We start from the raw sequence: 23367 nt of genomic DNA on the forward strand, positions 1-23367 counted from the left end.
GCCTGTTTCATTTGGGCGGCACCGCGACGCGATCGATCGCGAGCGCGAGCTGTTCCAGCCAGAGTTCCGGGCCGTCCTCGATGATGGTCGAGGCGGATTCGAGGATGAAGCTGCCGCGTGCGATCGCGGCATCGCCGACCGCGAGTACGCTGCGCGGCAATTTGTCTTCAAGCAGCGCGACATCATCGGGATGGACGCGCACCATCGCCGCTTCGGCGCTGTCTGCCAGCATCTCGGCCGCGGCGTCGATCCGCCCGGCAAGGATGTCGGGCGCGATGCCGACCTCACCGACGATCCTGGACACCAGGAACAAGACGGTCTGGCGCAACTGCCGCGCCATATGCTCGCGGTCGAGCCGGTCGTCGGCGCGCAGCGCGTCGGCCAGCCCGGTCAGCAGCGCACGGTCGCGTTCCCCGGCCTCGCCGGCTTCAGCCAGCGCGGCGGCGATCCCTTCGGCATAGCCGGCGGAATGCGCAGTCGCGACCGGGTCGACGAAACCGGATGGCATGCCGGTGTCGAACGGGTCCCAGCCTTCGGTCGGGTTGGCGTCGGGATCAGCGGGTTCGAAATGCTTCGGATTGACCTGGGGCGAATAATGCACCGGGCCGGACGGCTTGGCTCGGGCGCGCAGGTCGAATGGGGAGAATCCTTCGTCGGGCATCGAGAAAGCCTGGTGCAGTATCTGTGCCGCGGCATTGTGGCGGGCGGAGAAGCCAGGCGCAAACTCAGACATAATCGTCCTCGCCGCCGCCCATCATGATCGTGCCGTCCTTGGCCAGGTTGCGCGCGATCTGGATGATCACCTTCTGCGCCTCCAACACTTCGCTGAGCTTCATCGGACCGCGCGCTTCCATCTCGTCGCGAATGCCGTCGGCGGCGCGGCTCGACATGCAGCCGAGGAAGCGGTTGCGGACGCTTTCGTCCACACCCTTCAAGGCGCGGGTCAGGATATCGCCGTCGATGTTGCGGATCAGCGTGCCCAGATTCTTGTCGTCGAGCTCAAGCAGATTGTCGAACACGAACATCGCCTCTTCGATCGCTCTGGCGACTTCGCGGTCGATCTTGAACAGCTTGGGCATGACGCGCTGCTCGGTCGCCTTGCGGCCGCTCGACAGGATTTTCGCCGCGTCGCGCGTGCCGCCCAGGGTCAGCCCGGCGGACTGTTTGGTCGCACCAGCGCGGCCGGCGAGCATCGTGGTCAGCGTCTCGATCGCCTCGGGCGTGATCGGGCCGAGCCGCGCGATGCGGTGAAGGATGTCGGGCTGTACCGCATCGGGCAGCAATTCGAGCACCTGCGCGCCGACATTGGGGTCGAGATTGGCGATCAGCACCGCGGCAATCTGCGGATGCTCCTTTTCGATCATTCCGGCGATCTCGCCGGCGTCGAGCCAGTCGAGCAGGTCGATCTGGCATGCATCCTCGGTCGGGATGATCCGCGCCAGCACGCTGTCGGCCTTTTCCTGGCCCAGCGCACGGTGCATCACCGCTTCGATCTGCGGCCGCGGATCGAACGAGATGCCAGTGCGCTCGCGCGCCTTGCCGACGAAATCGTCGAGCACGAATTCGACTTCGCTCTCGCTGACATCGGCGACGGCGAACATCGCCTTGCCGAGCTGGCGGACTTCCTCGGGGTCGAGCTTCTGCAGGATGGCGGCGGCTTCTTCCTCGCCGACCAGCATCATCAGCACGGCGGCGCGCTCGACGCCGGTGTAGTTGCGAAAGGGTGCGGTCATGACTTGATCATATCCCTGACGGCGAGCGCGGCGCGCGCCGGATTGTCGCGGGTAAAGCCGCGCACCATGCCGATCCGGTCATCGTAATTCTGCGCACCGGCGATGGCGTCAATGCTGACCGGCGGGCCGGCCTGGGGCTGGCCATTCGCATTGAGATTGCCGAGATCGCGGCCCAGCGCCATGCGCGGTGTGGCATCGTCGCGCTTCTTCATCAGCGCGCGGGCAAGCGGACGGACGCCAAGCATCAGCACGAGCAGCGCGATGATGATCGCGGTGACGTTGCGGGCGACGACCGGCAGCCAGCCGGCATCATACCAGGGCTGCTTGTCCTCGACCGTCGCGGCGCCGGCGAACTTGCGGCTGATCACCGTCACCTGGTCGCCGCGCGCCTGGCTATAGCCGACGGCGGTCTGGACCAGCTGCGTGATCTGCTGGATCTCGACCGGGCTGCGCGGCTTGCTCCCCTCCACGTCGCGCAGCAGCACGGCAACCGACAGGCGCGTGATTGCCCCCGGTGCAGTGCGGCTGACCGACACTTCCTTGCCCAGATCATAGGACCGGGCGAACTGATCGCTCTGCTTGACTGGCTCGGCCGGTGCTGCTGCTCCCGCCGGCGGTGCGCCGGGCGTCGCACCGGCCTTGGCGGCGGCTGCCGCGTCGGCGGCGGGCGAGGTGATGGTCGATGGCGGCGGCGCGGTGTTGGACAGGGCGCCCGGGATGCCACCCGGCTGCGCGCCATCCTTCTGGTTGCCGGTCCAGTTGCCCTGTTCGGCGCGCAGCGCGCCCTGCTTGTCATAGCTTTCGCGCGTCGCCTGGGTCTCGTTCAGGTCGACATCGGTCTGCACTTCGGTGGTGAAATTGCCCGCGCCGACCAGCGGGGTCAGCAGCTGGACGACTTGGGCGCGATATTTATCTTCGACGCGGCGCTGGAAGGCGATGCGTTCGTCGCTGGCGATACCGAGCGCACTGCGGTCGGAGGCCTTGGTGAGCAGCCCGCCCATCTGGTCGACGATCGTCACGGCATCGGATTTCATCCCCGGTACCGATGAGGCGACGAGGTTGATGATCGAGGCGACCTGAGAGTCCGCCAGGCTGCGCCCGGCCTGGAGTTTCAGGATCACCGATGCCGATGGCGCGGCATTGTCGCGGATGAACACCGATGCCTCGGGCGTGGCGAGATGGACGCGCGCCTCGGCGACCGAATCGATTTCCTCGATCGACCGGGCAAGTTCGGTCTCGCGCGCCTGACGCAGCCGTTCGCCCTCAACGGCGCGGCTCACGCCCATCGGCAGCTGGTCGAGGAGCGCATAGCCGCCCGGCGTCGCCTTGGGCAGACCCTGCCCGGCGAGCAGGATGCGGGCGCGGGAATAATCATCCTCATTGACGGTCAGCGCGCCCGATCCGCTATCGATGCGGCTGGAGATGTTGGCCTGTTCAAGCGCCTGGGTGACCGATCCCTTATCGGCATCGCTGAGCTGCGCGAACAGGGTTTTCTGCGGTGCCGTGCTGAACGACATCCACGCAAGCGCGGCGGCGGCGATCAGGCTGACCATCAGCACCATGGGCAGGCTGCGGCGCACCGCGGGCTGGGCGAGCAGACCGGAGATCTGCTGCAAGGGATTGGCGAAGCGCTCGGGAAGAGCATTGCCAGGCTGCGGGGTGAGGGCGTTGCTCATGGTTTATACCGGCATGCTCATAATGTCCTTATAGGCGGACAGGAGTTTGTTGCGGACTTGCAGCGTCGCCTCGAAGCCGACCGAAGCCTGCTGGCGGGCGAGCATCACCTTGGCGATGTCGATCGTTTCGCCGCGCTCATAGGCGGCGGAGAGTTCGCCGGCCTTGGCCTGGCCCTGGTTCACGCTCTTCAGCGCGTCTTCCATCGTCGCGGCAAAGCTGGCTGGCTTTGCCTCGGTTGCACCCGCGGGTGCGCCGGCCGATGCGTTGGCGCGCTGCAGCGCCTGATTGCGTTCGAGGATCTGCGCACGAAGCGCCATCACCCGGTCGATGCCGGCAGCACCGCCGACCCCGTCGATCGCGCTCATGCCGATGCTGCCTGATTAGAGGTACGGGTGATATCGTCACCCTGTTCGCGCGCTTTGGCGAGCCGGTAGCGCAAAGTACGCTCCGAAATGCCGAGCCGCTTCGCGGTCTCGATCCGGCTGCCGCCGCAGGCGGCGAGCGTTTCGCGGATCGCCTGGAACTCGTGCATCTGGACAATATTGCCCAAGGTCGCCGGTGCCGGCTGGTCGTTCGCGGCGCGCTGGACCAATGGGGTCGGCGCGCGGTCGAACACGATATGCTCGGGCGAGATCGTGTCGCCGGCGGCGAACAGCAACGCGCGCTGAATGACGTTTTCGAGCTCGCGGACATTGCCCGGCCAGTCGTGACGGACCAGCGCATCGATCGCCGCGGCATCGGGCCAGGGCACAATATTGCGGTTGCCGGCATGGCGCAGAATCATCGTCGCGGCGAGCGAGGGAATGTCCTGGCGACGCTCGTTGAGCGGCTTGGTGCTGAGCGGGAAGACCGACAGGCGGTAATAGAGATCGGCGCGGAACCGGCCCTCGGCGACTTCGGTCTGCAGGTCGCGGTTGGCGCAGGCGATGACGCGGACGTCGATCGCTTCGGGCGTCGAGGCGCCGATCGGCACCACTTCGCGCTCCTGCAGCGCCCGGAGCAACTTGGCCTGCAGCTGGATCGGCATCTCGGCGATCTCGTCGAGCAGCAGCGTGCCGCCATTGGCGGCGCGGAAGAAACCCTCACCGCCCGAAGAGGCGCCGGTGAAGGCACCCTTTTGATGGCCGAACAGCAGGGCCTCGAGCATCGTCTCGGGCAATGCCGCGCAATTGATCGCGATGAATGGGCCGTCGCGGCGGTCGGATGAGAGATGGATATGGCGCGCAAGCACTTCCTTGCCGGTGCCGGTCGGGCCGTTGATCAGTACGGTGATGTCGGCGGCGGCAACGCGTTCGGCAAGCGCGTAAAGGGCAAGGCTCTCGGGGTCGGCGGCGGTCGGCGTTTCCGCACCGGCGACCAGCGCGCGGACGAAACCATTGCCGACGGCGGCGTCTTCAGGGGCGAACGCGATCCGGGCCGGGCTGCCGTCGCGCGACGGCATGACATAACGGCCATTCTCGCCGACGATCACGGTGCGCGCCGGGGCGGGCGGTGTTTCGCCGTCAGCGACCAGGAACAGGTCGCCGGGCTGCGGGCGGCCATCCTCGAACGAGCGGACCGCAAAGCCCTGCGCGCGGAGTGACGAGACCAGGGCATATTTCTGCCGCAGCACCGCAGCTGATGGAACGATCGACCGCATGAATTCCCCCCTTTGAGTAAGGAGGCAATGGCCTGTGGATGGTAAACGGCGCGTTAAACATGTTGCCGGGCGGCAAAATATTTCCGCACCGATTTGGACCCTTATGAATCCAGGGCCGCCACCCCGATATCCTGCAGGCGATTCCCGGGCCTGCGGCAACCGTCTGCCGCCCCTGCCGGTGCTATTTTCGATGATGGTTTGCAAAAGTGCTTAATCCCGCCGCCAACCGGTCGTTCTACCCTGTGACGGCTCAGCCCTCCGCTAGGGGGCGGCGGGGATCGTCAGGGTCATAACGGAGATTTTGACATGACTGTTATCGGAACCAATATCGGTTCGCTGCGCGCTTCGAACGCGTCGACGGCCGCTAACGTAAACCTGCAGCAGAGCATTGAGCGCCTGTCGACCGGCAAGCGCATCAACTCGGCCAAGGACGACGCCGCCGGCCTCGCCATCGCATCGTCGATGACGTCGCAGATCCGCGGCATGAACCAGGCCGTTCGTAATGCGAACGACGGCATGTCGATGGCGCAGACGGCTGAAGGCGCACTCGGCGAAGTCACCAACATGCTGCAGCGCGTTCGCGAGCTCGCGGTTCAGTCGGCTTCGGGCACCTACTCGGACGCCGACCGCACCAACCTGCAGACTGAAGTCACCGAACTGACGAAGCAGATCGCCGACATCGTCTCGAAGACCGAGTTCAACGGCGTGAAGCTGTTCGACGGTACGGCCGGCACGGCAGGCGTCGTGTCCATCCAGACGGGTGCGAATTCGGGCGATACCGTCGATCTCGCTCTGTCCGCCGTCACCTTGACCGGTGTCGACACCGCGACTGTCGCTACCGCAGCTGGCGCCAACACGGCGCTGGGCACGGTCGACACCGCACTCGACGTTATCTCGACCAAGCGTGCATCGCTCGGTGCGTCGCAGAACCGGCTGCAGTCGGTGGTCAACAACCTGACCTCCAACGTCACCAACCTGACCGACGCACGCAGCCGGATCGAAGACGCCGACTTCTCGGCCGAAACGACCAACCTCGCCAAGGCCCAGATCCTGAGCCAGGCATCGACCGCGATGCTTGCCCAGGCAAACCAGAGCCAGCAGGGCGTATTGTCGCTGCTGCGTTAAGTTAACGGCTACGGCGCCGGCACCGCCCCCCTATTGGGTGTCGGCGCCGACCGGGCTCTTCCCGCACTGGGTGGAGCAACTGAAAACCCCGGTGGTCGCGAGACCGCCGGGGTTTTTGGCGTCAGGTGGCGCAGGCGGCAGGCTCGGCGGTCGGGAGGCTCTGGCCGCGCGTCGCGAACGCCAGGATCAGCGCTGAACCGGCAACCATCGCGCCGGCGATCGAGACAGCGACATAGCCAAGCCCGACACTGATCACCGCGCCGCCGATCGCGGCACCCAGCGCATTGCCCAGGTTAAAGGCGCCGATATTCATCGCGCTGGCCAGATTGGGCGCGTCCGACGCGGCCGCCATCACGCGCATCTGCAGCGGCGGCACCAGCGCGAAGGTCGCGACGCCCCAGGCGAAGATCGACAGCGCGGCCGGCACCGGCCAATGCATCGTCACCGCGAACAGCAACAGCAATGCGGTCAGCGCGCTGAGCACGACGAGCAGCGTGCCGTCGATCGAGCGGTCGGCATAGCGCCCGCCGAGCCAGTTCCCCACAGTCAGGCCAATCCCATACACCATCAGCATGGCAGTGATGAAGGCGACCGAGGCATGCGTTTCTTCGCGCAGGATCGGCGCGATATAGGTGAACACGGTGAACATGGCGCCGGACCCGATCACGGTCAGGGCAAGCGCGGTCAGCACCTGATGGCGGCGCAGGACGCGCAGTTCGGCGCGCATGTCGGCCGCCTCGGTCACCCTGGCATAGGGTACCGCGAACCACAAAGCGGCCATCGCCAGCACACCAAGCCCGGATATGCCGAAAAAGGCCGTGCGCCAGCCGGCGACTTCGCCGACCCAGGATGCGGCCGGGACACCGGCGACATTGGCGATGGTTAGGCCCATGAACATCGCGGCGACCGCACCGGCGCGCTTATTGTCCGGTACGACGCTCGCCGCGACGATCGATCCAACGCCGAAGAATGCGCCGTGCGTCATCGAGGTGATGATTCGCGCGGCCATCAGCATCGCATAGCCATCGGCCACAGCGGAGAGCAGGTTGCCGAGCGTGAAGATGCCCATCAGCGCGATCAGCAAAGTCCTGCGCGGCACCCGCGTCGTGGTCAGCGTCATCAGCGGTGCGCACAGCAGCACGCCAAGCGCATAGGCACTGACCAGCAGGCCGGCGACCGGGATCGATACGCCCAGATCGGTCGCCATGATCGGCAACAGGCCCATCGGCGCGAATTCGGTCACGCCAATGCCGAAAGCGCCGATCGCCAGCGCGAGAATGGGTGGATTGATCTTCATGTTGGAAAGGCTCCCTATCGCCGGAAGCATATGGCGGTTCCGCCATCCGTGCTGTAGGGTGCCCAAACGGCAAGCATCTGTGAATGAAGCGCACAAATGGCACGTGAATGGGTCGATCGCACCGGCGAGATGGAAGTGGTGGCCGAGGTGGTGACACGCGGCAGCTTCTCGGCCGCCGCACGGGCGCTCGACCTGACGCCTTCCGCCATCAGCCGGACCATCACCAAGCTGGAGACGCGGCTCGGTGTGCGGCTATTCGTGCGCACCACGCGCGCGCTGGCGCTGACCGCCGAAGGTGAGGCATATCACCGTGCCGCGCAACGCATCCTGCGCGATCTTGACGATGCCGAGCGGGTCGCGGCGGATCGCGGGTCGCCGCGTGGCCGGTTACGAGTCACCGCGACATTGGTGCATGGCCGGCTCGCCATTGTGCCGCTGCTCGGGCCATTCCTCGAACTGTATCCCGACATCATGGTCGATCTCAGCCTGACCGACACGATCATCGACCTGGTGGAGGAGCGCGCCGATGTCGCGATTCGCATCGGGCCGCTCGCCGACAGCACTCTGATGGCGCGGCGGCTGGGTGACAGCGGTCGGTCGGTCGTTGCGTCGCCGGCCTATCTCGCGCGCCATGGTTGCCCGAGGACGCCGAACGACCTGTTCGCGCATAATTGCATCGGCTTCAATTTCCGACGTCACCAGATCGGCTGGCCGTTCCGGATCGGGGAGGAGGAGGTGGAGCTGGCGGTGACCGGCAATGTCGAGGCGAATAATGGCGAGACCGTCGCGCAATTTGCGCGCGAGGGTATCGGCATTGCCCGTGTCGGCACGTTTCATGTCGCGGAGGATATCGCTGCCGGTCGGCTGGTGAGCCTGCTCGACGCGTTCAACCCGGGCGATCGGGAGGCATTCCACGCCTTGTTCATCGGCGGCGCGCAGATGCCGGCGCGGGTGCGCGTGTTCGTCGATTATCTCGCCGAGCGGCTCGGCAAGGACGCGCTGATCGCTGCTCCAAGGGTGAGCGGAACAGCCAGTGTCAGCAGCGAATCCGCCGGCCGATAGCGCGGGCGATGTCGATTCAACCCTGACCACGATCATGCCAGTGTGACGGCGGACGGAATACTCGCCGGTGTTCTGTCCCGCTCTTTGACATGACTGACTCAGAATGCGCGTTTGCGACCGCTGTTCCCGCCATAACAGCGGTCAGCTCACCCCTGTTATGCCGCTGTTCCACCCCTGTTATCGGAACAGGGGTCGCGGGGTATAAGCGACTGTAAAATAGTGGAAAGTTTGCGTCTGATATCCAACATAACAGGGGTGCGTTTTTTTATGCCGGAATAACAGCGGAAAACAGCGGTGCGATGGCCGCTTATCGAACCGCCAGGGGCGATTTCGAGCGGAGTTGATCCACCCCCTCCCGTTCTCCCTGAGCTTGTCGAAGGGCCGTTCTCCCTTTTTCGACGCAGAAGAAGGGCGGTGCTTCGACAACCCCGGATCAAGTCCGGGGACGAACGGAGGGAAGTGATTCCACCAAAGCCGATGAGACTCTAAACCTGCCGCGCTAGCGCTTTTTTCAGCCGGGCATGGGCCGACGCCTTGATCTGGCAGATCCGCGCCGCGCCGACGCCGAGCACCAGCCCGATCTCCTCGAGGTTCAATTCCTCGACATAATAGAGTTGCACCACCTGCGCCTCGCGCTCGGGCAGCGCGGAGATCGCGGCGATCAGCGTGTCGCGCAGGTCGGAGTCGGCGAGCTGCTCGAACGCATCGGGATCGTCGCTCGCGAACCACGGCTTGTCGTCGCTGTAGATCTCATCGATCGGCTCGAAGCGCAGCGGTTCCGCGGTCGCATAGTCGATCCGGAGCTTTTCGATCGTCACGCCCAGTCTCTCCGCAATAAGTGTCTCGGTCGGCGCGTGGCCGGTTTCGGCGGTCAGTGCCTTGATCGCTTCCTGGAAAGCGCGCCGGCGTTGCATCGCGCCGCGCGTCAGCGTCGCCTGGCGGCGCAGCGCGTCGATCATCGACCCGCGCACCCGCGTCACCAGATATTGCTCGAACGTCACCTGGCCGCGATCCTCGAAGCCGCCGACGGCCTCGACCAGCGCAACCAGCCCGATCTGGATCAGGTCCTCGACCTCGACCAGGCTGCTCATGCTGCCATGGACATGCCAGGCGATGCGCCGGACCAGCGGCAAATGCTTACGCGCGAGCCGGTCGAGATCGGGCACGGCGCGGCTGCGGCCATAGGTCAGCGGCGCGGCGTCAGCGAAGGCGGCGGGGAGGGGATGGGCGCTCATGCTGCCAATGCCTCCGGCGCGCCGATCACCGCGACCACTTCGACGGCCTTCTCCTCCGGCACTTCGAAGAAGCTCATCACCGGCGTGTCGGGCAGGATCGTGCGCACCAGCTTGCGGATCGCGACGCGGATCGCCGGCTGTACGACCAGGGCGAACGGCTTTGCGTCGGCGACCAACGGTGCTGCGGCGCGTTGCAGCGCATCGACGATGCGGCGGCCGAGATCGGGCTCGATCGTGTGGCGGCGCGATGGATCGGAGCGGACCGCCTGGCCGAGCAGCCCTTCGAGCTGCCCTTCCAGCGTCATCACGCGCAGCGGCTCGCGCACGCCGCACAGTTTCTGGATGATCAGGCCGCCAAGCTGGGGGCGGATCATCTCGATGATCTCGTCGGCATCGGGCGTCTTTTGCGCAGCGACGGCGATCGCGGCGGCGATGCGGCGGAATTCCTTCAACGGTATATTCTCCGCGAGCAGGCCACGCAGCACCTGGGTCAGCGTGGTCAGCGGCAAGGGATTGGGCGACAGCGCGGCGACCAGATTGGCGGCGCGATCCTTCAGCCCGTCGAGCAGGCTCTGCACCTCGTCGGGGCCGAGCAGTTCGGCGGCATGCGCGCCGAGCTGATGGTTGAGATGCGTCGCGACCACCGTTCCCGGATCGACCACGAGATAGCCGGCGCCGGTCGCGGCATCGGCATCGCCCTGCGCGATCCACACCGCATCAAGGCCGAAGGTCGGATCCTTGGCGCGCTTGCCGTTGAGCGAGCCGACCGCCTGGCCGGTGTCGAGCGCGAGCATCTCGTCGGGCGAGACGCTGTCCTCGCCGACGGTTACGCCGCCGACATTGATGCGATAGGCAAAGGGCGGCAGGTTGATGTCGTCGCGCACGCGGACTTGCGGCACGACGAAACCGAGCTCCTTCGACAGCTGGCGGCGCACGCCGGTGATGCGGCCCATCAACGGGCTGCCGCGCCGCTCGTCGACCAGCGGCACCAAGCCGTAGCCGATGTCGAGCACGACCTGCATATGATCCGAAACCTCGTCCCAGCCGATCTTTGACTGGTCGATCGGTTCTGCGGCGACGATTTCGACCGGTGCGGGACGCTTGGCCTGCTGGTTGAGCTTCCAGGCAGCGAAACCGGCAATGCCTGCGGCCGGCAGGATGATGAAGTGCGGCATGCCGGGCATGATGCCAAGCAAGGCGAGGATCACCGCGACCGGGGTCCAGGTGCGTGCCGAGGCGAACTGGCCGCCGATCTGGCCGGCGAGATCCTGACTTGAGGTGACGCGGGTGACGATCGCGGCAGCGGCGATCGACAGGATCAGCGAGGGCAGCTGCGCGACCAGCGCATCGCCGATCGCAAGCAGGACATAGGTCTGCGCGGCGTCGCCGATCGACATGCCATGGCTGACCGGGCCGAGGATCAGGCCGCCGGCGATATTGGCGAACAGGATCAGAAGGCCGGCGACCGCATCGCCCTTCACGAACTTGGACGAGCCGTCCATCGAGCCGTAGAAATCGGCCTCGGTCGACACCTCGATGCGGCGCGCCTTGGCTTCCTCGGGCGTGATCAGGCCGGCATTGAGATCGGCGTCGATCGCCATCTGCTTGCCGGGCAAGGCGTCAAGCGTGAAGCGCGCGGACACTTCCGACACGCGGCCCGCGCCCTTGGTCACCACGATCATGTTGATGATGACGAGGATCGCGAACACGAACAGGCCGACAATATAGTCGCCGCCGATGACGAAAGTGCCGAATGCCTCGATGACGTGACCGGCGGCGGCTTCACCCTCATGTCCGTGACCAAGCACGACGCGGGTCGACGCGACGTTAAGGCCAAGCCGGAACAGGGTCGCGAACAGCAGCACGGTCGGGAAGGCGGAGAAATCGAGCGGCTTTTGCGCATTCAGCGCGACCATCAGCACTGCGAGGCTGATCGCGATGTTCATGATGAAGAACACGTCGAGCAGGAAGGTCGGGATCGGCACGACCATCAGGATGACGAGCAGCAAGGTCGCAAGCGGCAGGGCGGCGCTGCGCAGCAGCGGCAATATGCCGCGCGACTTGAGGGCAATGGCCATGCGTTACGCCCCCAGGCTCGCGAGCATCATATAGGCGAGCCGTGCTGTGTTCGGCGTCGGCCGCATAAGGCTGGCGCTCTGCGTCTGGCGGTTGGTGCTGCCGTTGATCTGGTCGAGCGTCGCCTTGGCCCAGGCGCCGGCATTGTCGCCGCTCTCGCCTGCGCCGGGAATAACCGTCGCGCCGTCAATCTCCAGCGCTGACGCCATCGTCACCGGGTTCATCGCGAAGCCGTCGCTCGCGCTGCTATTGGTCGTGCCGGTGGCGATGCTGGCGCCCTTGTCGAGCTTGGCGGCAAAGCGGCTATAGATCTGTTCGAGCGAGCGCGGCTGGCCGTTCGAGGCATAGAAGATGTTGCGATTGGCGTGTGCCGCGGCAGGGAACATGCTCGCCCCGCTGCGACCCGGATTGTGCTCCATCGCGCCGAGGAATGACCGCGCCCCGCCCAGGCCGAGAAAGTGCGCCATGTAAAGGTCAGTGCCGGTCGCGTCGCGGCCCAGCGACTGTTCGATCGCGTCCTTGTTGTCGGAGGCATGTTCGGCCGCCATTAGTGAGGCGGTCTGCGGATCGTTGCGCAAATTGAGGATCGCCCGACGCATGGTTGGATCGCTCACCGTCATGCGGCCATTGCTGGCAGTCTTGATGCTGTCGGCGGCCCAGCCCAGGCCATGTTCGGCGCCGTGCTGTTTCATCACGCGCAGCCAGCTCTGGTCGATGAACTGATATAGGCCCGACGCGCTTGAGGTGCTCGCGCGCGCATTGGTGCGCATGCCGCTTTCGAGCTGCGCCTGGCCCATCAGATAATTGAAATCGATCCCGGTCTTCTGGCTCGCGGACGCGATCGCCGACTGGACCGACGCGCCGGAGCCCTTTGCGGAACTGTTCCCGGTAATGGCGAACGGATTGAAACTCATCGGTCCTCGGCTGATTGCCTTATTCAGGGATCAATCAGCAAGGAGCGTGCCATTTCTGTAAGTCAGGTGTCGCCAAGCGACGGCAGGGTATGTCCCCTTACGCGTAGACGGAAATGCCGCCCGTGGGACGATAGCCGGCACCGGCATCGCCGGTCAAAGTTTGCAGGCGGCGGCGAACATTTGCCGCCATCAGGTTGACATAGATGCGGCACGTCTCGTTGAGGCGGTTCGCTTCCTCGGCCAGCTCGCGCAGCTCAGGGCCGACCGGGGCTGTGCCCATTGCGGCAATCGTCTCCAGCCCGGCAAGCTTTGCCTGGGTCGCGCGTTCCAGCGCGTCGATATCATTCGCCTTCAGCGCAGCGATCTCGACATGGAGCGAATCGATCACCCCGATCAGGGCGTCACGCCGGGTCATTGCGAGTCCATTCGAACTTGGCCGCGATCAGCCGGTCGGCGATCTGCGCGGGATAGATCGGGAAATGCCCCTCGGCGATCGCCTTGCGGATCCGCGCGATACGCTCCGGGTCGACCGGCGGCTTGGCGGAAAATTCCTTCGCGGCAATCGCCAGCGAGGATTGGCTGACAATTTCGGCTTCCGGTCCGGTGGGCTTCTGAACCATGGCGGGCGCGACCACGCGCGCGACCGGGGCAACCCCGCGATCGCTGGTCTGAACAGGCTTTACGCCTAGAGGATCCACCATGTTCACCCCTTTCCGGGTCATGCCACACAGGGATAAACGACCGCATCCGCCAAACCTTTACAAAATTATTCGGACCAGCCGGGAAGGGTCGCCCGGCCGCTCGACAGCGCCACCGCCTGGACCGGCGCTCTGCCCCCGTCGATCTTGACCAGGAAACGCGCGCCCGGCGCGGCATCGGCGGCGGCAACTCCTTCGCGCGTGATCGAAAAGCCCGGCGATCCGGCTTCGATCGTCACCGGGTCGCCGCGCTTGATCACCGGTTCGGCCTTGATCGCGGGTACGACCGCGGCAATGGTTTGCGGTGCCTTGCGGGGTTCGGAGGGGGTGAAGCGGACCGGTACGAACAGGCGCCAGTCCGGGCCAGTGCAGGTCACCACCACCGCATCATGCGCATCGGAACGCCACGACAGCGACACGGTCGGGCATTGCGCGAGCTTGAGCCGCGTATCGACCATGCTGCGTGCACCGCCCTCGTCACCAATGCCGCGCCCGGTAAAGGCGGCAACGGCACGGTCGAGCGAGGCAGTATCCTGAAAGCCGGGCGCGGCGATCGCGGGAGCCGCGATCAACAGTGCCGGCAGCAATGCGGGGATAAGCGAACGGGACATGGCTTTTTCTCCAAAGCGGCAGAAACGGGTTGCCGGGCGGCCAATCATTGCCGGTTGCCGGCAAAGCCGAGGGTCACGACGACCGAGCGGCGATTGGCGGTGGTGGTGACGATGGTCATGCGGCCCGGCGCGACGATCTTCGCGCGCGCCAGCGCAGCGGCAACCGCGCGGGCGCGGTCGGCGGCGAGCACGGCGCCGCTGCCGGTGTCGGCATCGACATCGATCGCGCTGCCATCGGTGCCGCCGCTGATCTTCAGCGTGACGCGCGGATCGCGGGTCACTTCGCGCGCCCAGGCGATCAGGCCGGCGGGTGAAGCGGGCAAGGCCGCAGAGCCAGGTGCGAAGTTGAGCATCGCCGCGGCAGCGACCGGCATCGGTTCGGCCTGAGCGGGAGTCGATGGTGCGATGGCCGTTGCACCGAAGCCCTCGCGAATGCCCTTGGCGAGCGCCTTCTGGTCGAGATGCTGGGCGGCCTGCACGAACACGAAGAAACCGACCAGCAACAGCGCGAGGTCGGCCAGCGTCATCAGCCAGATCGGCCGGCCCGGCGCTTCTTCGGGGAAATCGTCGATCGTCATGCTACGCTCACCAACTCGGCGACATTTGTCAGCGTCGCGGTGCGTGGACGTTCGCGCGCGGCGAGCGCGACCAGCGGCCCTTCCAGGCGGGTGCGCTCGAACGCTTCGATCCGTGCGCGGCGCTTGAGGCGCGTGGCGATCGGTGCGGCAACCAGATTGGCGATGATCGCGCCGTAGAGCGTGGCGAGCAATGCGATCGCCATTGCTGCGCCGATTGCGCTCGGGTCAGTCATCCGGGTGAACATCGCGACCAGGCCGATCAGCGTGCCGATCATGCCCATCGCCGGCGCGACCTCGGCCATGCCGTTCCACACTTCGACCGCGCCAAGCTGCTTCTCGATCCGCGCCCGTCGGCAGTGCTGGATGATCGTCGCAACCTCGTCCGGCCCGGCGCCGTCGACGATCGCTGCAACCGCGGCAGCGACATCGGGGTCGGCGATCACGGACCGGTCGAGCGCCATCACGCCGTGGCGGCGCGCGATCCGGCCGAGTGCTGCGATCTGGTCGAGCAACAGTGTCGCATCGAAGCGCCGCCGCACCAGACTACCCAGCGCTCCGGCCGCGCCGGCCAGGTCGCGGAGCGACGTCCGCAGCACGACGGCGATCAGCGTGCCGCCGACCACCAGGGCGATCGCGGTGGGATCGAGGAACGGGCCCAGCATGTGGGCAAGGGTGGGTGCGGTTGTCATCGACGCGGGTATTGCAAGGGGTGGGCCAGTTGCATCGCGGCGGCGAAATGCCGGCCGCACGGCGCGGTCGGGCGGCAATCATTGCCGCCGACCGGCAATGTCTTGCCGCTTTGCCTGCCGGCCGCCTGCCGTTTGGCGACCGCCCCCGGCCTCGGCGCCATTTGGCACGGCCATTGCTTAGCTCTGCGCGCACAACAAGGTGCGGAGACCGATACGGTGAACGAGAACAGTCTTTTCGGGGTTCATGGAGCAGCGCTCCAGGTGCGCTCGCAACGCATGGGGCTGCTTGCCTCGAACATCGCCAACGCCTCCACGCCGGGTTTCAAGGCGAAGGATCTGGACTTCCAGGTTGCGCTCCAGGCGGCGGAGGGTCCGGGGGGGCTCTCCGCCAACGGGATGAGCGGCGCCGTGCGCTACCGCAACCCGATGCAGCCATCGATCGACGGCAACACGGTCGAACTGTCGACCGAACAGACCGCCTTCGCCGAGAATGCGGTCCAGTATCAGACCACGCTCTCGTTCCTGAACGGACGCATCAGCACGATCACACGCGCGCTGCGGGGAGAATAAGCCATGGGCGACAATCCACTCACCATTTTCCAGGTCGCCGGCAAGGCGATGTCGGCGCAGCTCGTGCGCATGAACACTACCGCGTCGAACCTGGCCAATGCCGGGTCGATCGCGTCGAGCGAGGCCGGCGCCTACCGCACGATCAAGCCGGTGTTCCGCACCGAATATGACAAGGCAACGGGGCTCGCGACGGTCAATGTCGAGAGCGTCGTCAATGCCGGGGAAGCCCCCACCAAACGCTATGATCCGTCGCACCCGATGGCCGACAAGGACGGCAATGTCTGGGAAAGCGCGGTCGATGAAACCCGTGAGCTGGTCGACATGATGGAGACGGCGCGCGGTTACCAAAACAATGTCGAGGTCATGCAGACGGCAAAGTCGCTGATCCTCGATACCCTCAAACTGGGCCGCTGATCATGAGCAGTTTCGATACCACGCTGAACAATCTCGGCATCAACCGCACGACCAACAACAAGGCCAATACCCCGGCCTCGTCATCGCCGACGCTTGGGCAGAGCGATTTCCTCAAGCTGATGACCGCGCAGCTCAAGAACCAGGATCCCTTCTCGCCGGTCGACAACACGCAGATGGTTGCGCAGATGGCGCAATTCTCGTCGGTCGCCGGCATCAGCGAGATGAACACGACGCTGAAGGCGATCTCCGACAAGCTTGCCGGCACCAGCCAGAGCGACGCGCTCGCCTTTGTCGGCCGCACCGTGCTGACCGAGGGCAATGTCGCGTTCGGTCGCACCGCCGGCGGCATTGCCGGCGCGGTCGAGCTCGACGGCGATGCCACCAACGTCAATGTCTCGATCCAGGATGCCAATGGCCAGGTACTGAAGACGCTGCAGCTCGGCGCGCAGACCAAGGGCACGGTCAATTACGACTGGGACGGCAAGACCGAGGCCGGCGCGGATGCCGGCAGCGGCCCGTTCAAGGTCGTCGTCACCGCCGCCAAGGACAATGTCGCGGTCACCAGCCGCTCGCTCGTCTGGGCGCCCGTCGCCGCCGTCTCGATGCCGGCCTCCGGCAGTCCCGTTCTGACCCTGCCCGGCATCGGCCAGGTTCCCATCACCGCCGTCCGCCAGATCGGCTGAATCCCCTAGATCAGGAGTATCGCAATGTCCTTCTACACTTCGCTCAGTGGCCTGCAGGCGGCTCAGACCGAGATGTCGACCATCTCGCACAACCTCGCCAATGTTTCGACCAACGGCTTCAAGAAGAGCCGGACCGACTTCGCCGATGTGATCGCCTCGAACCTGAGCACTGATCCGACCAAGCTGGTCGGCTCGGGCACGGTGGTGAAGGGCAATCGCCAGCAATTCACCGAAGGCAATCTGAAGACTACGGGCTCGTCGCTCGACCTCGCGATCAGCGGTGACGGCTTCTTCGCGGTCAAGACCAACGGCATCGGTTCGTCCGTCGCCTATACCCGCAACGGCAGTTTCCAGGTCGATCCGGCAACGCACAATGTCGTCGATGCCCAGGGCAGCGCGCTGCAGGTCTATCCGGTCGATGCCGACGGCAATGTCACCGCGACCGGCAGCGACGGCATGGTCAATTTGCGCTTGCCCGAAACCAGCGGCACGCCGGTTGCGACCTCCAAGGTCACGCTCGACCTCAATCTCTATGCCAATGCGCAGGTCCCCACCGGTACCTTCGATCCGCTCAACGCGTCGACCTATAACAACTCGACCTCGACGACGATCTACGACTCGTCCGGCAAGGCGATGACGATGACCAACTATTATGTCCGTCAGTCGGCAACGACCTGGGCCGTCCATTCCTATGTCGGCAATCAACCGCTGACCGTTGGCGGATCGGCCACGCCGACCACCGTCACCTTCGACGCGAACGGCACGATGACCGCGCCGACCACCCCGATCGCCTATGATCCGTTCACCCCGTCATCGGGCGGCGCGGCGCAGCCGCTGTCGCTCGATCTCGCCGGAACCTCGCAAAAGCCCAGCGCTTTCTCGGTCGTGGGCCGCAGCCAGAATGGTGCGACGGTCGGCGAATTGTCGGGCGTTTCGGTCAATGAATCCGGCGTGGTCACCGCCAGCTTCTCGAACGGCGACACGGTCAAGCTCGGCAAGGTCGCGCTGGCCAATTTCGCCAACCCGGCCGGCCTGCGCCAGAACGGCAACAGCTATTGGTCGGCGACCGGCATTTCCGGCCAGGCAAGCCTAGGCGGCGCCAACGACAATGGCTTCGGCTCGCTGATGTCGGGCACGATCGAGGGCTCCAACGTCGATGTGACCGAGGAACTGGTCGGCCTGATCGCGGCGCAGCGCAATTTCCAGGCGAATGCCAAGGCGCTCGATACCGCCAACCAGATCTCGCAGACGATCTTCAACATCCGCAGCTGAACTCGGGCACGGACAGGACATCCTGAATGGACAAGCTGGTCTATACCGCGGCATCGAGCCTCAAGGCGCATATGGCGTCGCAGGCGGCGATCGCGAACAACATCGCCAATGCCTCGACGATCGGGTTCCGGTCCGATCGCGTGGTGTTCGACCGGCTGTCGGTCAACGGCCCCGGGTTCGAAACGCGCACCGCCGCGTCGGAGCAGGTGGTCGATGCCGACCGGCGCGCCGGTACGGTGATGCAGACCGGCCGCCCGCTCGATGTCGCGGTTTCCGGCGAGTCCTGGCTGACCGTCCAGGCGCCCGACGGCACCGAAGCCTATACGCGCCGCGGCGATCTGCAGATTGCGCCGAGCGGCGTGCTGGAAACCGGTGACGGCTTTCCGGTGATGGGGGCGAACGGCCCGATCACCATGCCACCGGCCCAGTCGATGACCATCGCGTCGGACGGCACGATCTCGATCGTGCCGATCGGCGGCGAGGCCAACAACCCGCAGGTGATCGACAAGCTCAAGCTGGTCAGCACCAAGGGGTCGGTGACCGTCAAGGGGCTCGACAATTTGCTCCATGTGAAGGGCGGCGGCGTGCTGCCCGAGGACATGGAGGGAAAAGTGGCGTCCGGTGCCCTTGAGGGATCGAACGTCAACATGACTCAGGCGCTGGTCGACATGATCGAGAACCAGCGCGCCTATGAGGTCCAGGCCAACCTGATGAAGGAAGCCAAGGACATGGATTCGAGCGCCGCATCGCTGATGCGGATGCCGGCATAAGGAAGCACGGATATGACCAGCGCAGCCATGCACATCGCCCGCACCGGGCTCGACGCCCAGGACATGCGGATGCGCGTGATCTCGAACAACCTCGCCAACGTGAACACCACCGGGTTCAAGCGTGATCGCGCGGCGTTCGAAACGCTCGCCTATCAGACGGTGACGACGCCGGGCACGGCGAGCACGTCGGAAACCAAATATGCCGTCGGGCTCAATCTCGGCACCGGCGTGCGCATCCAGGGCACGGCGCGGATCGACACTCAGGGCGCGATGCAGACCACCGGCAATGCGCTCGACATGATGCTCGACGGTGACGGTTATTTCCAGGTTCAGCTGCCCGGCGGCACGCTCGGCTATACCCGCGCGGGCAATTTCTCGCGCTCGCCCGAGGGCCTGATGGTCACCTCCGAGGGGTATCAGGTGATGCCCGGCATCACCATTCCCGAAGGTGCGACCTCGATCACCGTCGGCACTGACGGCACGGTCTCGGCGACCGTTCCCGGCCAGACCGAAGCAAGCCAGCTCGGCCAGATCCAGATCGCGACCTTCCCGAACGGCGCCGGCCTGCTGGCGCAGGGCGACAATTACCTCACCGAAACCGCAGCGAGCGGTGCGGTCAATCTCGGCGTCGCCGGGCTCGATGGTCGCGGCAATATCCGCCAGGGGATGCTTGAGGCGTCGAACGTCAATGTCGTCGAGGAACTGGTCGACATGATCGAGACGCAACGCGCGTACGAGGTCAATTCGAAAATGATCTCCGCGACCGACGACATGTTGAAATATGTTAACCAAAATCTGTGATGGTTAACGCCATGAAGATATTCCCGCTCATATCGGTCGCTGCGCTTGCCGCCGCCAGCATTTCGCCGGCGCCCGCCGACGCGCGCCTGTTCGGCAAGAAGCAGCCGCCGGTCGATTTCTCCGCGACAATGCCGGCGCCGCCTCCCATGGCGCCGGCGCCCGCGAACGGATCGATCTACCAGGCGTCGGACGGCTATGCCGCCCTTTATGAGGGCTGGCGTGCGCGCCGCGTCGGCGATCCGCTGACCATCGTCCTGGTCGAACGCACCATCGCCTCGAAATCGGCGAGTTCGAAACTCGATTCGGGCGGCGGCGCCAGCCTGACCCCGCCGACCACCGGCGCGCTCAACCTGTTCAACCAGACCGACGCGACGATCAGCGGCAAGCGCAACTTCACCGGTACCGGCAGCGCGGATCAGTCCAACACATTGTCGGGCGAAGTCAGCGTCACCGTTTCCGAGGTCTTCCCCAACGGCACTATGCTGGTGAAGGGGCAGAAGCGCGTCACGCTTAACCGCGGCGACGAATTCGTCCAGATCCGCGGCATCGTGCGCATGGCCGATATCGACGCCTATAACCGCGTGGCCTCGACCCGCGTCGCCGATGCCCAGATCGCTTACACCGGCAAGGGCGATGTCGCCCGCGCCAGCCGCCAGGGCTGGTTCAGCCGCTTCTTCTCCGTGATCAGCCCGTTCTGATGATGAAAGCCGCACCCATGTTCCGCATCCTAATCGCTGCGCTCGCCGCCCTGCTGGTCGCGACGCCCGCAAACGCCGACCGGATCAAGGATCTGGGCGGCTTTCAGGGCATCCGGTCGAACCAGCTCACCGGCTACGGTATCGTGGTCGGCCTGCCGGGCACGGGCGATGACAATCTCGAATATACCGTGCAGTCGCTGAAGGCGGTCGCGTCGCGCTTCGGCCTGCAACTGCCGCCCAATGCCAATCCGGGCATGAAGAACGCCGCGGTGGTGCTGATCACCGCTGACCTTCCCGCTTTCGCTAAGCCCGGCCAGCGGCTCGACATCACTGTCGCCTCGATCGGCAAGGCCAAGAGCTTGCGCGGCGGCAGCCTGATCCTGACGCCGATGCTCGGCGCGGACGGCCAGATCTATGCCATGGCGCAGGGCAATCTCGCGGTCGGCGGTCTTGGCGCCGAGGGCAAGGACGGCTCGACCATCGTCGTCAACATTCCCTCGGCCGGCCGTATCCCCGAGGGGGCGACGGTCGAACGCGCGGTGCAGACCGGGTTTGAGAACACCCCCTATCTGACCTTCAATCTGCAGCGCGCCGATTTCACCACGGCGCAGAATGTCGCATCGGCGATCAACAACAAGCTCGGCATGGGCTCGGCCCAGGCAGTCGATGCCGTGTCGGTTTCGGTCCGCGCACCGGTCGGCGGTGATATCCGCGCCACGCTGATGAGCACGATCGAGAATCTCGACGTCGTCTCGGCCGAGCCGTCGGCCAAGGTGATCGTCAATGCGCGCACCGGCACCGTGGTGATCAATTCCGCGGTCCGGGTCGGCCGCGCCGCCGTCACGCACGGCAAACTCACGGTGCGCATCGACGAGCAGGAGCGCGTGGTTCAGCCCGAGCCGTTCAGCCAGGGCCAGACCGCCAAGGAACAGAAGAGCGGCGTTGCGGTCGAGGAGGAGCGTCGCCCGATGTTCCTGATCGAGCCGGGTCCGAAGCTTGCCGATGTGGTCAAGGCGGTCAACGCGATCGGCGCATCGCCGGCCGATCTTGTCGCGATCCTCGAGGCGCTGAAGGAAGCGGGCGCGCTCAAAGCCGAACTGATCGTCCTGTGAGCACGCCGCTCAACCTTGGCGGCGTCGCTACGCCTGCGGTCCCGACCAGCGGGATCAGCCTGGACACAAGCCGGCTGTCGTCGCGCGCTAATCTGGAAAAGGCCGGCAAGCAGTTCGAATCGGTGTTCACCGGCATGATGCTGAAATCGATGCGCCAGGCGCACCTTGCGAGCGAGTTGTTCGAGAGCAAGGGCCTCGACACCTTCCGCGAGATGCAGGACCAGAAGATCGCCCAGTCGATGGCCGATCACGCGCCGATCGGTATCGGCAAGGCGATGGTCGATTTCCTCGCCAAGTCGCAGGCCGATGCCGAAAAGACTGCCGCCGCACAACAGGCGGCCGTTAACGGGACGCCGGCGTCATGAGCGACCTGCTCGGCATCGGCGCCAGCGGGGTGCGCGCCTATCAAAGCGCGCTGACCACCGTGTCCGAAAACATCGCCAATGCCGCGACGCCCGGCTACACGCGGCGCAGCACCACGCTCAACGAAATCACCGTGGCGGGCGGCAGCATCACCACGCGCGGCGTCAATGATGGGTCCGGCGTGCTGGTGTCGGGCATCACCCGCGCCGCCGACATGTTCCGCGCCGCCGATGTGCGGTCGGCCAGCGCCGATCTGTCGCGCACCGAAACCGGCATCGCCTGGCTTGACCGGATCGAGAGCGCACTGACCGGGAGCCAGCTGGGCGACCGGCTGACCAGCTTCTTCAATTCGGCCAAGGCGGTTGCCGGCGATCCGTCGGCGACCACGCCGCGAACCGCGATGCTCGAATCCGCCACCTCGGCCGCCACCGCCTTTGCCGCGACCGGCAAGGCGCTCGATTCGATCACGGCCGATCTCGATGCGACTGCCGAGGGTGCGGCGCAGAATCTCGACCAGCTCGGCGCGGCGCTCGCCAAGGTCAATGACGGCCTTGGCCGCGCCACACCGGGAACGGCCGGGGCGGCACAGCTCGCCGATCAGCGCGATCAACTGCTCGAGCAGATGAGCGCGCTCAGCGATGTTTCCGTCTCGCTCGACACGGCGGGGCGCGCGACCGTCCGGCTTGGCGGGTCGGCCGGACCGGTGTTCGTCGCCGGCAATCAGGCCGGCCATGTCAGCTATTCCCGCAACGATGACGGTACGGTGGCCTTTGCGCTGCACCGCGACGGCACCACCGTCCCGCTTGCCCCGCAGGGCGGCGTGATGGCCGGCGTTGCGGACGGCGCGCAGCGCATTGCCGATGCGCGCAATCAGGTGAATGCCATCGCCACCCAGTTCGTCGCCGGCGTCAATAACGTGCAGTCGCAGGGCCGCGATCTCGACGGTAATGCCGGGACCGCGATGTTCGCGGTCGGCACGACGCCGACCGACATCACCGTCGCGCTGACCGACCCGCGCGGCATCGCCGCGGCGGCCCCCGGCGGCGGCCCGCGTAACAATGCCAATCTCGCCAATCTCGATGCGCTGCGCAGCTCGGGCGGCTTCGAGACGAAAACCTCGGCACTGGTCGCCGGCAATGCCGCGACGCTTGCCGGCCGCCGCACCGTGGCCGAGGCGCAATCCTCGATCCGCGACGGCGCGCTCGCCGCGCGCGATGCGGTCTCGGGCGTCAGCATCGATAGCGAGGCGGTCGATCTGATGCGCTTCCAGCAGGCCTATCAGGCATCGGCGCGTGTCATCCAGGTTGCGCGCGAGACGCTGCAATCGATCCTCAGCATTCAGTGAGTCCA

Annotated in this window: 26 protein-coding genes; 12 read left to right on the top strand and 14 right to left on the bottom strand. The window is 65.8% G+C overall.

Annotation, left to right across the window (positions count from 1 at the left end; translation table 11 throughout):
- Positions 1-7 precede the first annotated feature (7 nt).
- From ACRECS_RS11395 to ACRECS_RS11415, 5 genes are read right to left on the bottom strand one after another with little or no spacing between them, the layout of a single operon-like run.
- Positions 8-733 (bottom strand): FliH/SctL family protein, encoded by a 726-nt coding sequence (locus tag ACRECS_RS11395; RefSeq protein ID WP_431583075.1) that lies wholly within the window; start codon positions 731-733, stop codon positions 8-10.
- Positions 726-1733, bottom strand: a complete 1008-nt coding sequence (gene fliG, locus ACRECS_RS11400) for a flagellar motor switch protein FliG (RefSeq protein ID WP_431583076.1) — start codon at positions 1731-1733, stop codon at positions 726-728. The genes ACRECS_RS11395 and fliG overlap by 8 nt, the downstream gene beginning before the upstream one ends.
- Positions 1730-3409, bottom strand: coding sequence for a flagellar basal-body MS-ring/collar protein FliF (gene fliF / locus ACRECS_RS11405; protein ID WP_431583077.1), 1680 nt, complete (start codon positions 3407-3409; stop codon positions 1730-1732). Before fliF ends, fliG begins: the two co-directional genes overlap by 4 nt.
- Positions 3410-3412: 3 nt before the next feature.
- On the bottom strand, positions 3413-3775 hold the full coding sequence (gene fliE, locus ACRECS_RS11410; protein ID WP_431583078.1) for a flagellar hook-basal body complex protein FliE: 363 nt from the start codon (positions 3773-3775) through the stop codon (positions 3413-3415).
- Positions 3772-5049 carry a sigma-54 interaction domain-containing protein gene (locus tag ACRECS_RS11415; protein ID WP_431583079.1) on the bottom strand — a complete coding sequence of 426 codons (1278 nt, stop codon included), beginning with the start codon at positions 5047-5049 and terminating at the stop codon, positions 3772-3774. Before ACRECS_RS11415 ends, fliE begins: the two co-directional genes overlap by 4 nt.
- Before the next feature lie 306 nt (positions 5050-5355).
- Between ACRECS_RS11415 and ACRECS_RS11420 the strand changes: the two genes are divergently transcribed.
- Positions 5356-6174, top strand: a complete 819-nt coding sequence (locus ACRECS_RS11420) for a flagellin (protein WP_431583080.1) — start codon at positions 5356-5358, stop codon at positions 6172-6174.
- Positions 6175-6295: 121 nt separating this feature from the next.
- Here ACRECS_RS11420 and ACRECS_RS11425 read toward each other — a convergent pair whose 3' ends face one another.
- Positions 6296-7471, bottom strand: coding sequence for an MFS transporter (locus ACRECS_RS11425; protein ID WP_431583081.1), 1176 nt, complete (start codon positions 7469-7471; stop codon positions 6296-6298).
- 96 nt (positions 7472-7567) lie between these two features.
- On the opposite strand from ACRECS_RS11425, the gene ACRECS_RS11430 reads away from it, so the two are divergent.
- Positions 7568-8533, top strand: a complete 966-nt coding sequence (locus ACRECS_RS11430; RefSeq protein ID WP_431583082.1) for a LysR family transcriptional regulator — start codon at positions 7568-7570, stop codon at positions 8531-8533.
- A 485-nt stretch (positions 8534-9018) separates the two neighbouring features.
- Here the strand turns inward: ACRECS_RS11430 and ACRECS_RS11435 are convergent, their stop codons facing one another.
- The 8 genes from ACRECS_RS11435 to ACRECS_RS11470 all read right to left on the bottom strand — a co-directional run bounded on the left by ACRECS_RS11435 (position 9019) and on the right by ACRECS_RS11470 (position 15334).
- Positions 9019-9768 (bottom strand): sigma-70 family RNA polymerase sigma factor, encoded by a 750-nt coding sequence (locus tag ACRECS_RS11435; RefSeq protein WP_431583083.1) that lies wholly within the window; start codon positions 9766-9768, stop codon positions 9019-9021.
- A complete protein-coding gene (gene flhA, locus ACRECS_RS11440) occupies positions 9765-11846 on the bottom strand; it encodes a flagellar biosynthesis protein FlhA (RefSeq protein ID WP_431583084.1) in 2082 nt (693 codons plus the stop codon). Before flhA ends, ACRECS_RS11435 begins: the two co-directional genes overlap by 4 nt.
- A 3-nt stretch (positions 11847-11849) precedes the next feature.
- Positions 11850-12758: a lytic transglycosylase domain-containing protein gene (locus tag ACRECS_RS11445; RefSeq protein ID WP_431583085.1), complete on the bottom strand. Its 909-nt coding sequence runs from the start codon at positions 12756-12758 to the stop codon at positions 11850-11852.
- 97 nt (positions 12759-12855) lie between these two features.
- Positions 12856-13173, bottom strand: a complete 318-nt coding sequence (locus ACRECS_RS11450; RefSeq protein ID WP_431583086.1) for a flagellar protein FlgN — start codon at positions 13171-13173, stop codon at positions 12856-12858.
- Positions 13160-13459, bottom strand: a complete 300-nt coding sequence (flgM, locus tag ACRECS_RS11455) for a flagellar biosynthesis anti-sigma factor FlgM (RefSeq protein WP_431583087.1) — start codon at positions 13457-13459, stop codon at positions 13160-13162. The genes ACRECS_RS11450 and flgM overlap by 14 nt, the downstream gene beginning before the upstream one ends.
- 65 nt (positions 13460-13524) lie before the next feature.
- A complete protein-coding gene (locus ACRECS_RS11460) occupies positions 13525-14067 on the bottom strand; it encodes a flagella basal body P-ring formation protein FlgA (RefSeq protein ID WP_431583088.1) in 543 nt (180 codons plus the stop codon).
- Between the two features lie 44 nt (positions 14068-14111).
- Complete coding sequence (locus ACRECS_RS11465) at positions 14112-14645, bottom strand: flagellar motor protein MotB (protein WP_431583089.1); 534 nt, start codon at positions 14643-14645, stop codon at positions 14112-14114.
- Positions 14642-15334: a motility protein A gene (locus tag ACRECS_RS11470; RefSeq protein WP_431583090.1), complete on the bottom strand. Its 693-nt coding sequence runs from the start codon at positions 15332-15334 to the stop codon at positions 14642-14644. Before ACRECS_RS11470 ends, ACRECS_RS11465 begins: the two co-directional genes overlap by 4 nt.
- 216 nt (positions 15335-15550) lie before the next feature.
- Here ACRECS_RS11470 and flgB point away from each other — a divergent pair, with 216 nt between their 5' ends.
- From flgB to flgK, 10 genes are read left to right on the top strand one after another with little or no spacing between them, the layout of a single operon-like run.
- Entirely contained in the window at positions 15551-15904 is a 354-nt protein-coding gene (gene flgB / locus ACRECS_RS11475) for a flagellar basal body rod protein FlgB (protein ID WP_431583119.1), read from the top strand.
- 3 nt (positions 15905-15907) lie between these two features.
- Positions 15908-16318: a flagellar basal body rod protein FlgC gene (gene flgC, locus ACRECS_RS11480; RefSeq protein ID WP_431583091.1), complete on the top strand. Its 411-nt coding sequence runs from the start codon at positions 15908-15910 to the stop codon at positions 16316-16318.
- Positions 16318-17001 (top strand): flagellar hook assembly protein FlgD, encoded by a 684-nt coding sequence (locus ACRECS_RS11485; RefSeq protein ID WP_431583120.1) that lies wholly within the window; start codon positions 16318-16320, stop codon positions 16999-17001. Before flgC ends, ACRECS_RS11485 begins: the two co-directional genes overlap by 1 nt.
- A gap of 24 nt (positions 17002-17025) precedes the next feature.
- The gene (locus tag ACRECS_RS11490) at positions 17026-18273 is read left to right on the top strand and encodes a flagellar hook protein FlgE (RefSeq protein ID WP_431583092.1); all 1248 of its coding nucleotides are present in this window, start codon (positions 17026-17028) and stop codon (positions 18271-18273) included.
- Between the two features lie 26 nt (positions 18274-18299).
- Positions 18300-19043 carry a flagellar basal body rod protein FlgF gene (locus ACRECS_RS11495; RefSeq protein ID WP_431583093.1) on the top strand — a complete coding sequence of 248 codons (744 nt, stop codon included), beginning with the start codon at positions 18300-18302 and terminating at the stop codon, positions 19041-19043.
- Between the two features lie 12 nt (positions 19044-19055).
- Positions 19056-19844, top strand: coding sequence for a flagellar basal-body rod protein FlgG (flgG, locus tag ACRECS_RS11500; protein WP_431583094.1), 789 nt, complete (start codon positions 19056-19058; stop codon positions 19842-19844).
- A gap of 11 nt (positions 19845-19855) precedes the next feature.
- The gene (locus tag ACRECS_RS11505; RefSeq protein ID WP_431583095.1) at positions 19856-20542 is read left to right on the top strand and encodes a flagellar basal body L-ring protein FlgH; all 687 of its coding nucleotides are present in this window, start codon (positions 19856-19858) and stop codon (positions 20540-20542) included.
- Between the two features lie 17 nt (positions 20543-20559).
- Complete coding sequence (locus ACRECS_RS11510) at positions 20560-21654, top strand: flagellar basal body P-ring protein FlgI (RefSeq protein WP_431583096.1); 1095 nt, start codon at positions 20560-20562, stop codon at positions 21652-21654.
- On the top strand, positions 21651-22019 hold the full coding sequence (locus tag ACRECS_RS11515; RefSeq protein WP_431583097.1) for a rod-binding protein: 369 nt from the start codon (positions 21651-21653) through the stop codon (positions 22017-22019). Before ACRECS_RS11510 ends, ACRECS_RS11515 begins: the two co-directional genes overlap by 4 nt.
- Positions 22016-23362: a flagellar hook-associated protein FlgK gene (flgK, locus tag ACRECS_RS11520; RefSeq protein ID WP_431583098.1), complete on the top strand. Its 1347-nt coding sequence runs from the start codon at positions 22016-22018 to the stop codon at positions 23360-23362. Before ACRECS_RS11515 ends, flgK begins: the two co-directional genes overlap by 4 nt.
- The last annotated feature ends 5 nt before the right edge of the window (positions 23363-23367 follow it).

Origin of the sequence: Sphingomonas sp., from assembly GCF_050725575.1 — a bacterium.
Taxonomy (GTDB): Bacteria; Pseudomonadota; Alphaproteobacteria; order Sphingomonadales; family Sphingomonadaceae; genus Sphingomonas.

Bases quoted from the DNA above. Each gene is read 5' to 3' on its own strand.
- ACRECS_RS11395 (WP_431583075.1), bottom strand. From the start codon at position 733: ATGTCTGAGTTTGCGCCTGGCTTCTCCGCCCGCCACAATGCCGCGGCA.
- fliG (WP_431583076.1), bottom strand. From the start codon at position 1,733: ATGACCGCACCCTTTCGCAACTACACCGGCGTCGAGCGCGCCGCCGTG.
- fliF (WP_431583077.1), bottom strand. From the start codon at position 3,409: ATGAGCAACGCCCTCACCCCGCAGCCTGGCAATGCTCTTCCCGAGCGC.
- fliE (WP_431583078.1), bottom strand. From the start codon at position 3,775: ATGAGCGCGATCGACGGGGTCGGCGGTGCTGCCGGCATCGACCGGGTG.
- ACRECS_RS11415 (WP_431583079.1), bottom strand. From the start codon at position 5,049: ATGCGGTCGATCGTTCCATCAGCTGCGGTGCTGCGGCAGAAATATGCC.
- ACRECS_RS11420 (WP_431583080.1), top strand. From the start codon at position 5,356: ATGACTGTTATCGGAACCAATATCGGTTCGCTGCGCGCTTCGAACGCG.
- ACRECS_RS11425 (WP_431583081.1), bottom strand. From the start codon at position 7,471: ATGAAGATCAATCCACCCATTCTCGCGCTGGCGATCGGCGCTTTCGGC.
- ACRECS_RS11430 (WP_431583082.1), top strand. From the start codon at position 7,568: ATGGCACGTGAATGGGTCGATCGCACCGGCGAGATGGAAGTGGTGGCC.
- ACRECS_RS11435 (WP_431583083.1), bottom strand. From the start codon at position 9,768: ATGAGCGCCCATCCCCTCCCCGCCGCCTTCGCTGACGCCGCGCCGCTG.
- flhA (WP_431583084.1), bottom strand. From the start codon at position 11,846: ATGGCCATTGCCCTCAAGTCGCGCGGCATATTGCCGCTGCTGCGCAGC.
- ACRECS_RS11445 (WP_431583085.1), bottom strand. From the start codon at position 12,758: ATGAGTTTCAATCCGTTCGCCATTACCGGGAACAGTTCCGCAAAGGGC.
- ACRECS_RS11450 (WP_431583086.1), bottom strand. From the start codon at position 13,173: ATGACCCGGCGTGACGCCCTGATCGGGGTGATCGATTCGCTCCATGTC.
- flgM (WP_431583087.1), bottom strand. From the start codon at position 13,459: ATGGTGGATCCTCTAGGCGTAAAGCCTGTTCAGACCAGCGATCGCGGG.
- ACRECS_RS11460 (WP_431583088.1), bottom strand. From the start codon at position 14,067: ATGTCCCGTTCGCTTATCCCCGCATTGCTGCCGGCACTGTTGATCGCG.
- ACRECS_RS11465 (WP_431583089.1), bottom strand. From the start codon at position 14,645: ATGACGATCGACGATTTCCCCGAAGAAGCGCCGGGCCGGCCGATCTGG.
- ACRECS_RS11470 (WP_431583090.1), bottom strand. From the start codon at position 15,334: ATGACAACCGCACCCACCCTTGCCCACATGCTGGGCCCGTTCCTCGAT.
- flgC (WP_431583091.1), top strand. From the start codon at position 15,908: ATGGGCGACAATCCACTCACCATTTTCCAGGTCGCCGGCAAGGCGATG.
- ACRECS_RS11490 (WP_431583092.1), top strand. From the start codon at position 17,026: ATGTCCTTCTACACTTCGCTCAGTGGCCTGCAGGCGGCTCAGACCGAG.
- ACRECS_RS11495 (WP_431583093.1), top strand. From the start codon at position 18,300: ATGGACAAGCTGGTCTATACCGCGGCATCGAGCCTCAAGGCGCATATG.
- flgG (WP_431583094.1), top strand. From the start codon at position 19,056: ATGACCAGCGCAGCCATGCACATCGCCCGCACCGGGCTCGACGCCCAG.
- ACRECS_RS11505 (WP_431583095.1), top strand. From the start codon at position 19,856: ATGAAGATATTCCCGCTCATATCGGTCGCTGCGCTTGCCGCCGCCAGC.
- ACRECS_RS11510 (WP_431583096.1), top strand. From the start codon at position 20,560: ATGTTCCGCATCCTAATCGCTGCGCTCGCCGCCCTGCTGGTCGCGACG.
- flgK (WP_431583098.1), top strand. From the start codon at position 22,016: ATGAGCGACCTGCTCGGCATCGGCGCCAGCGGGGTGCGCGCCTATCAA.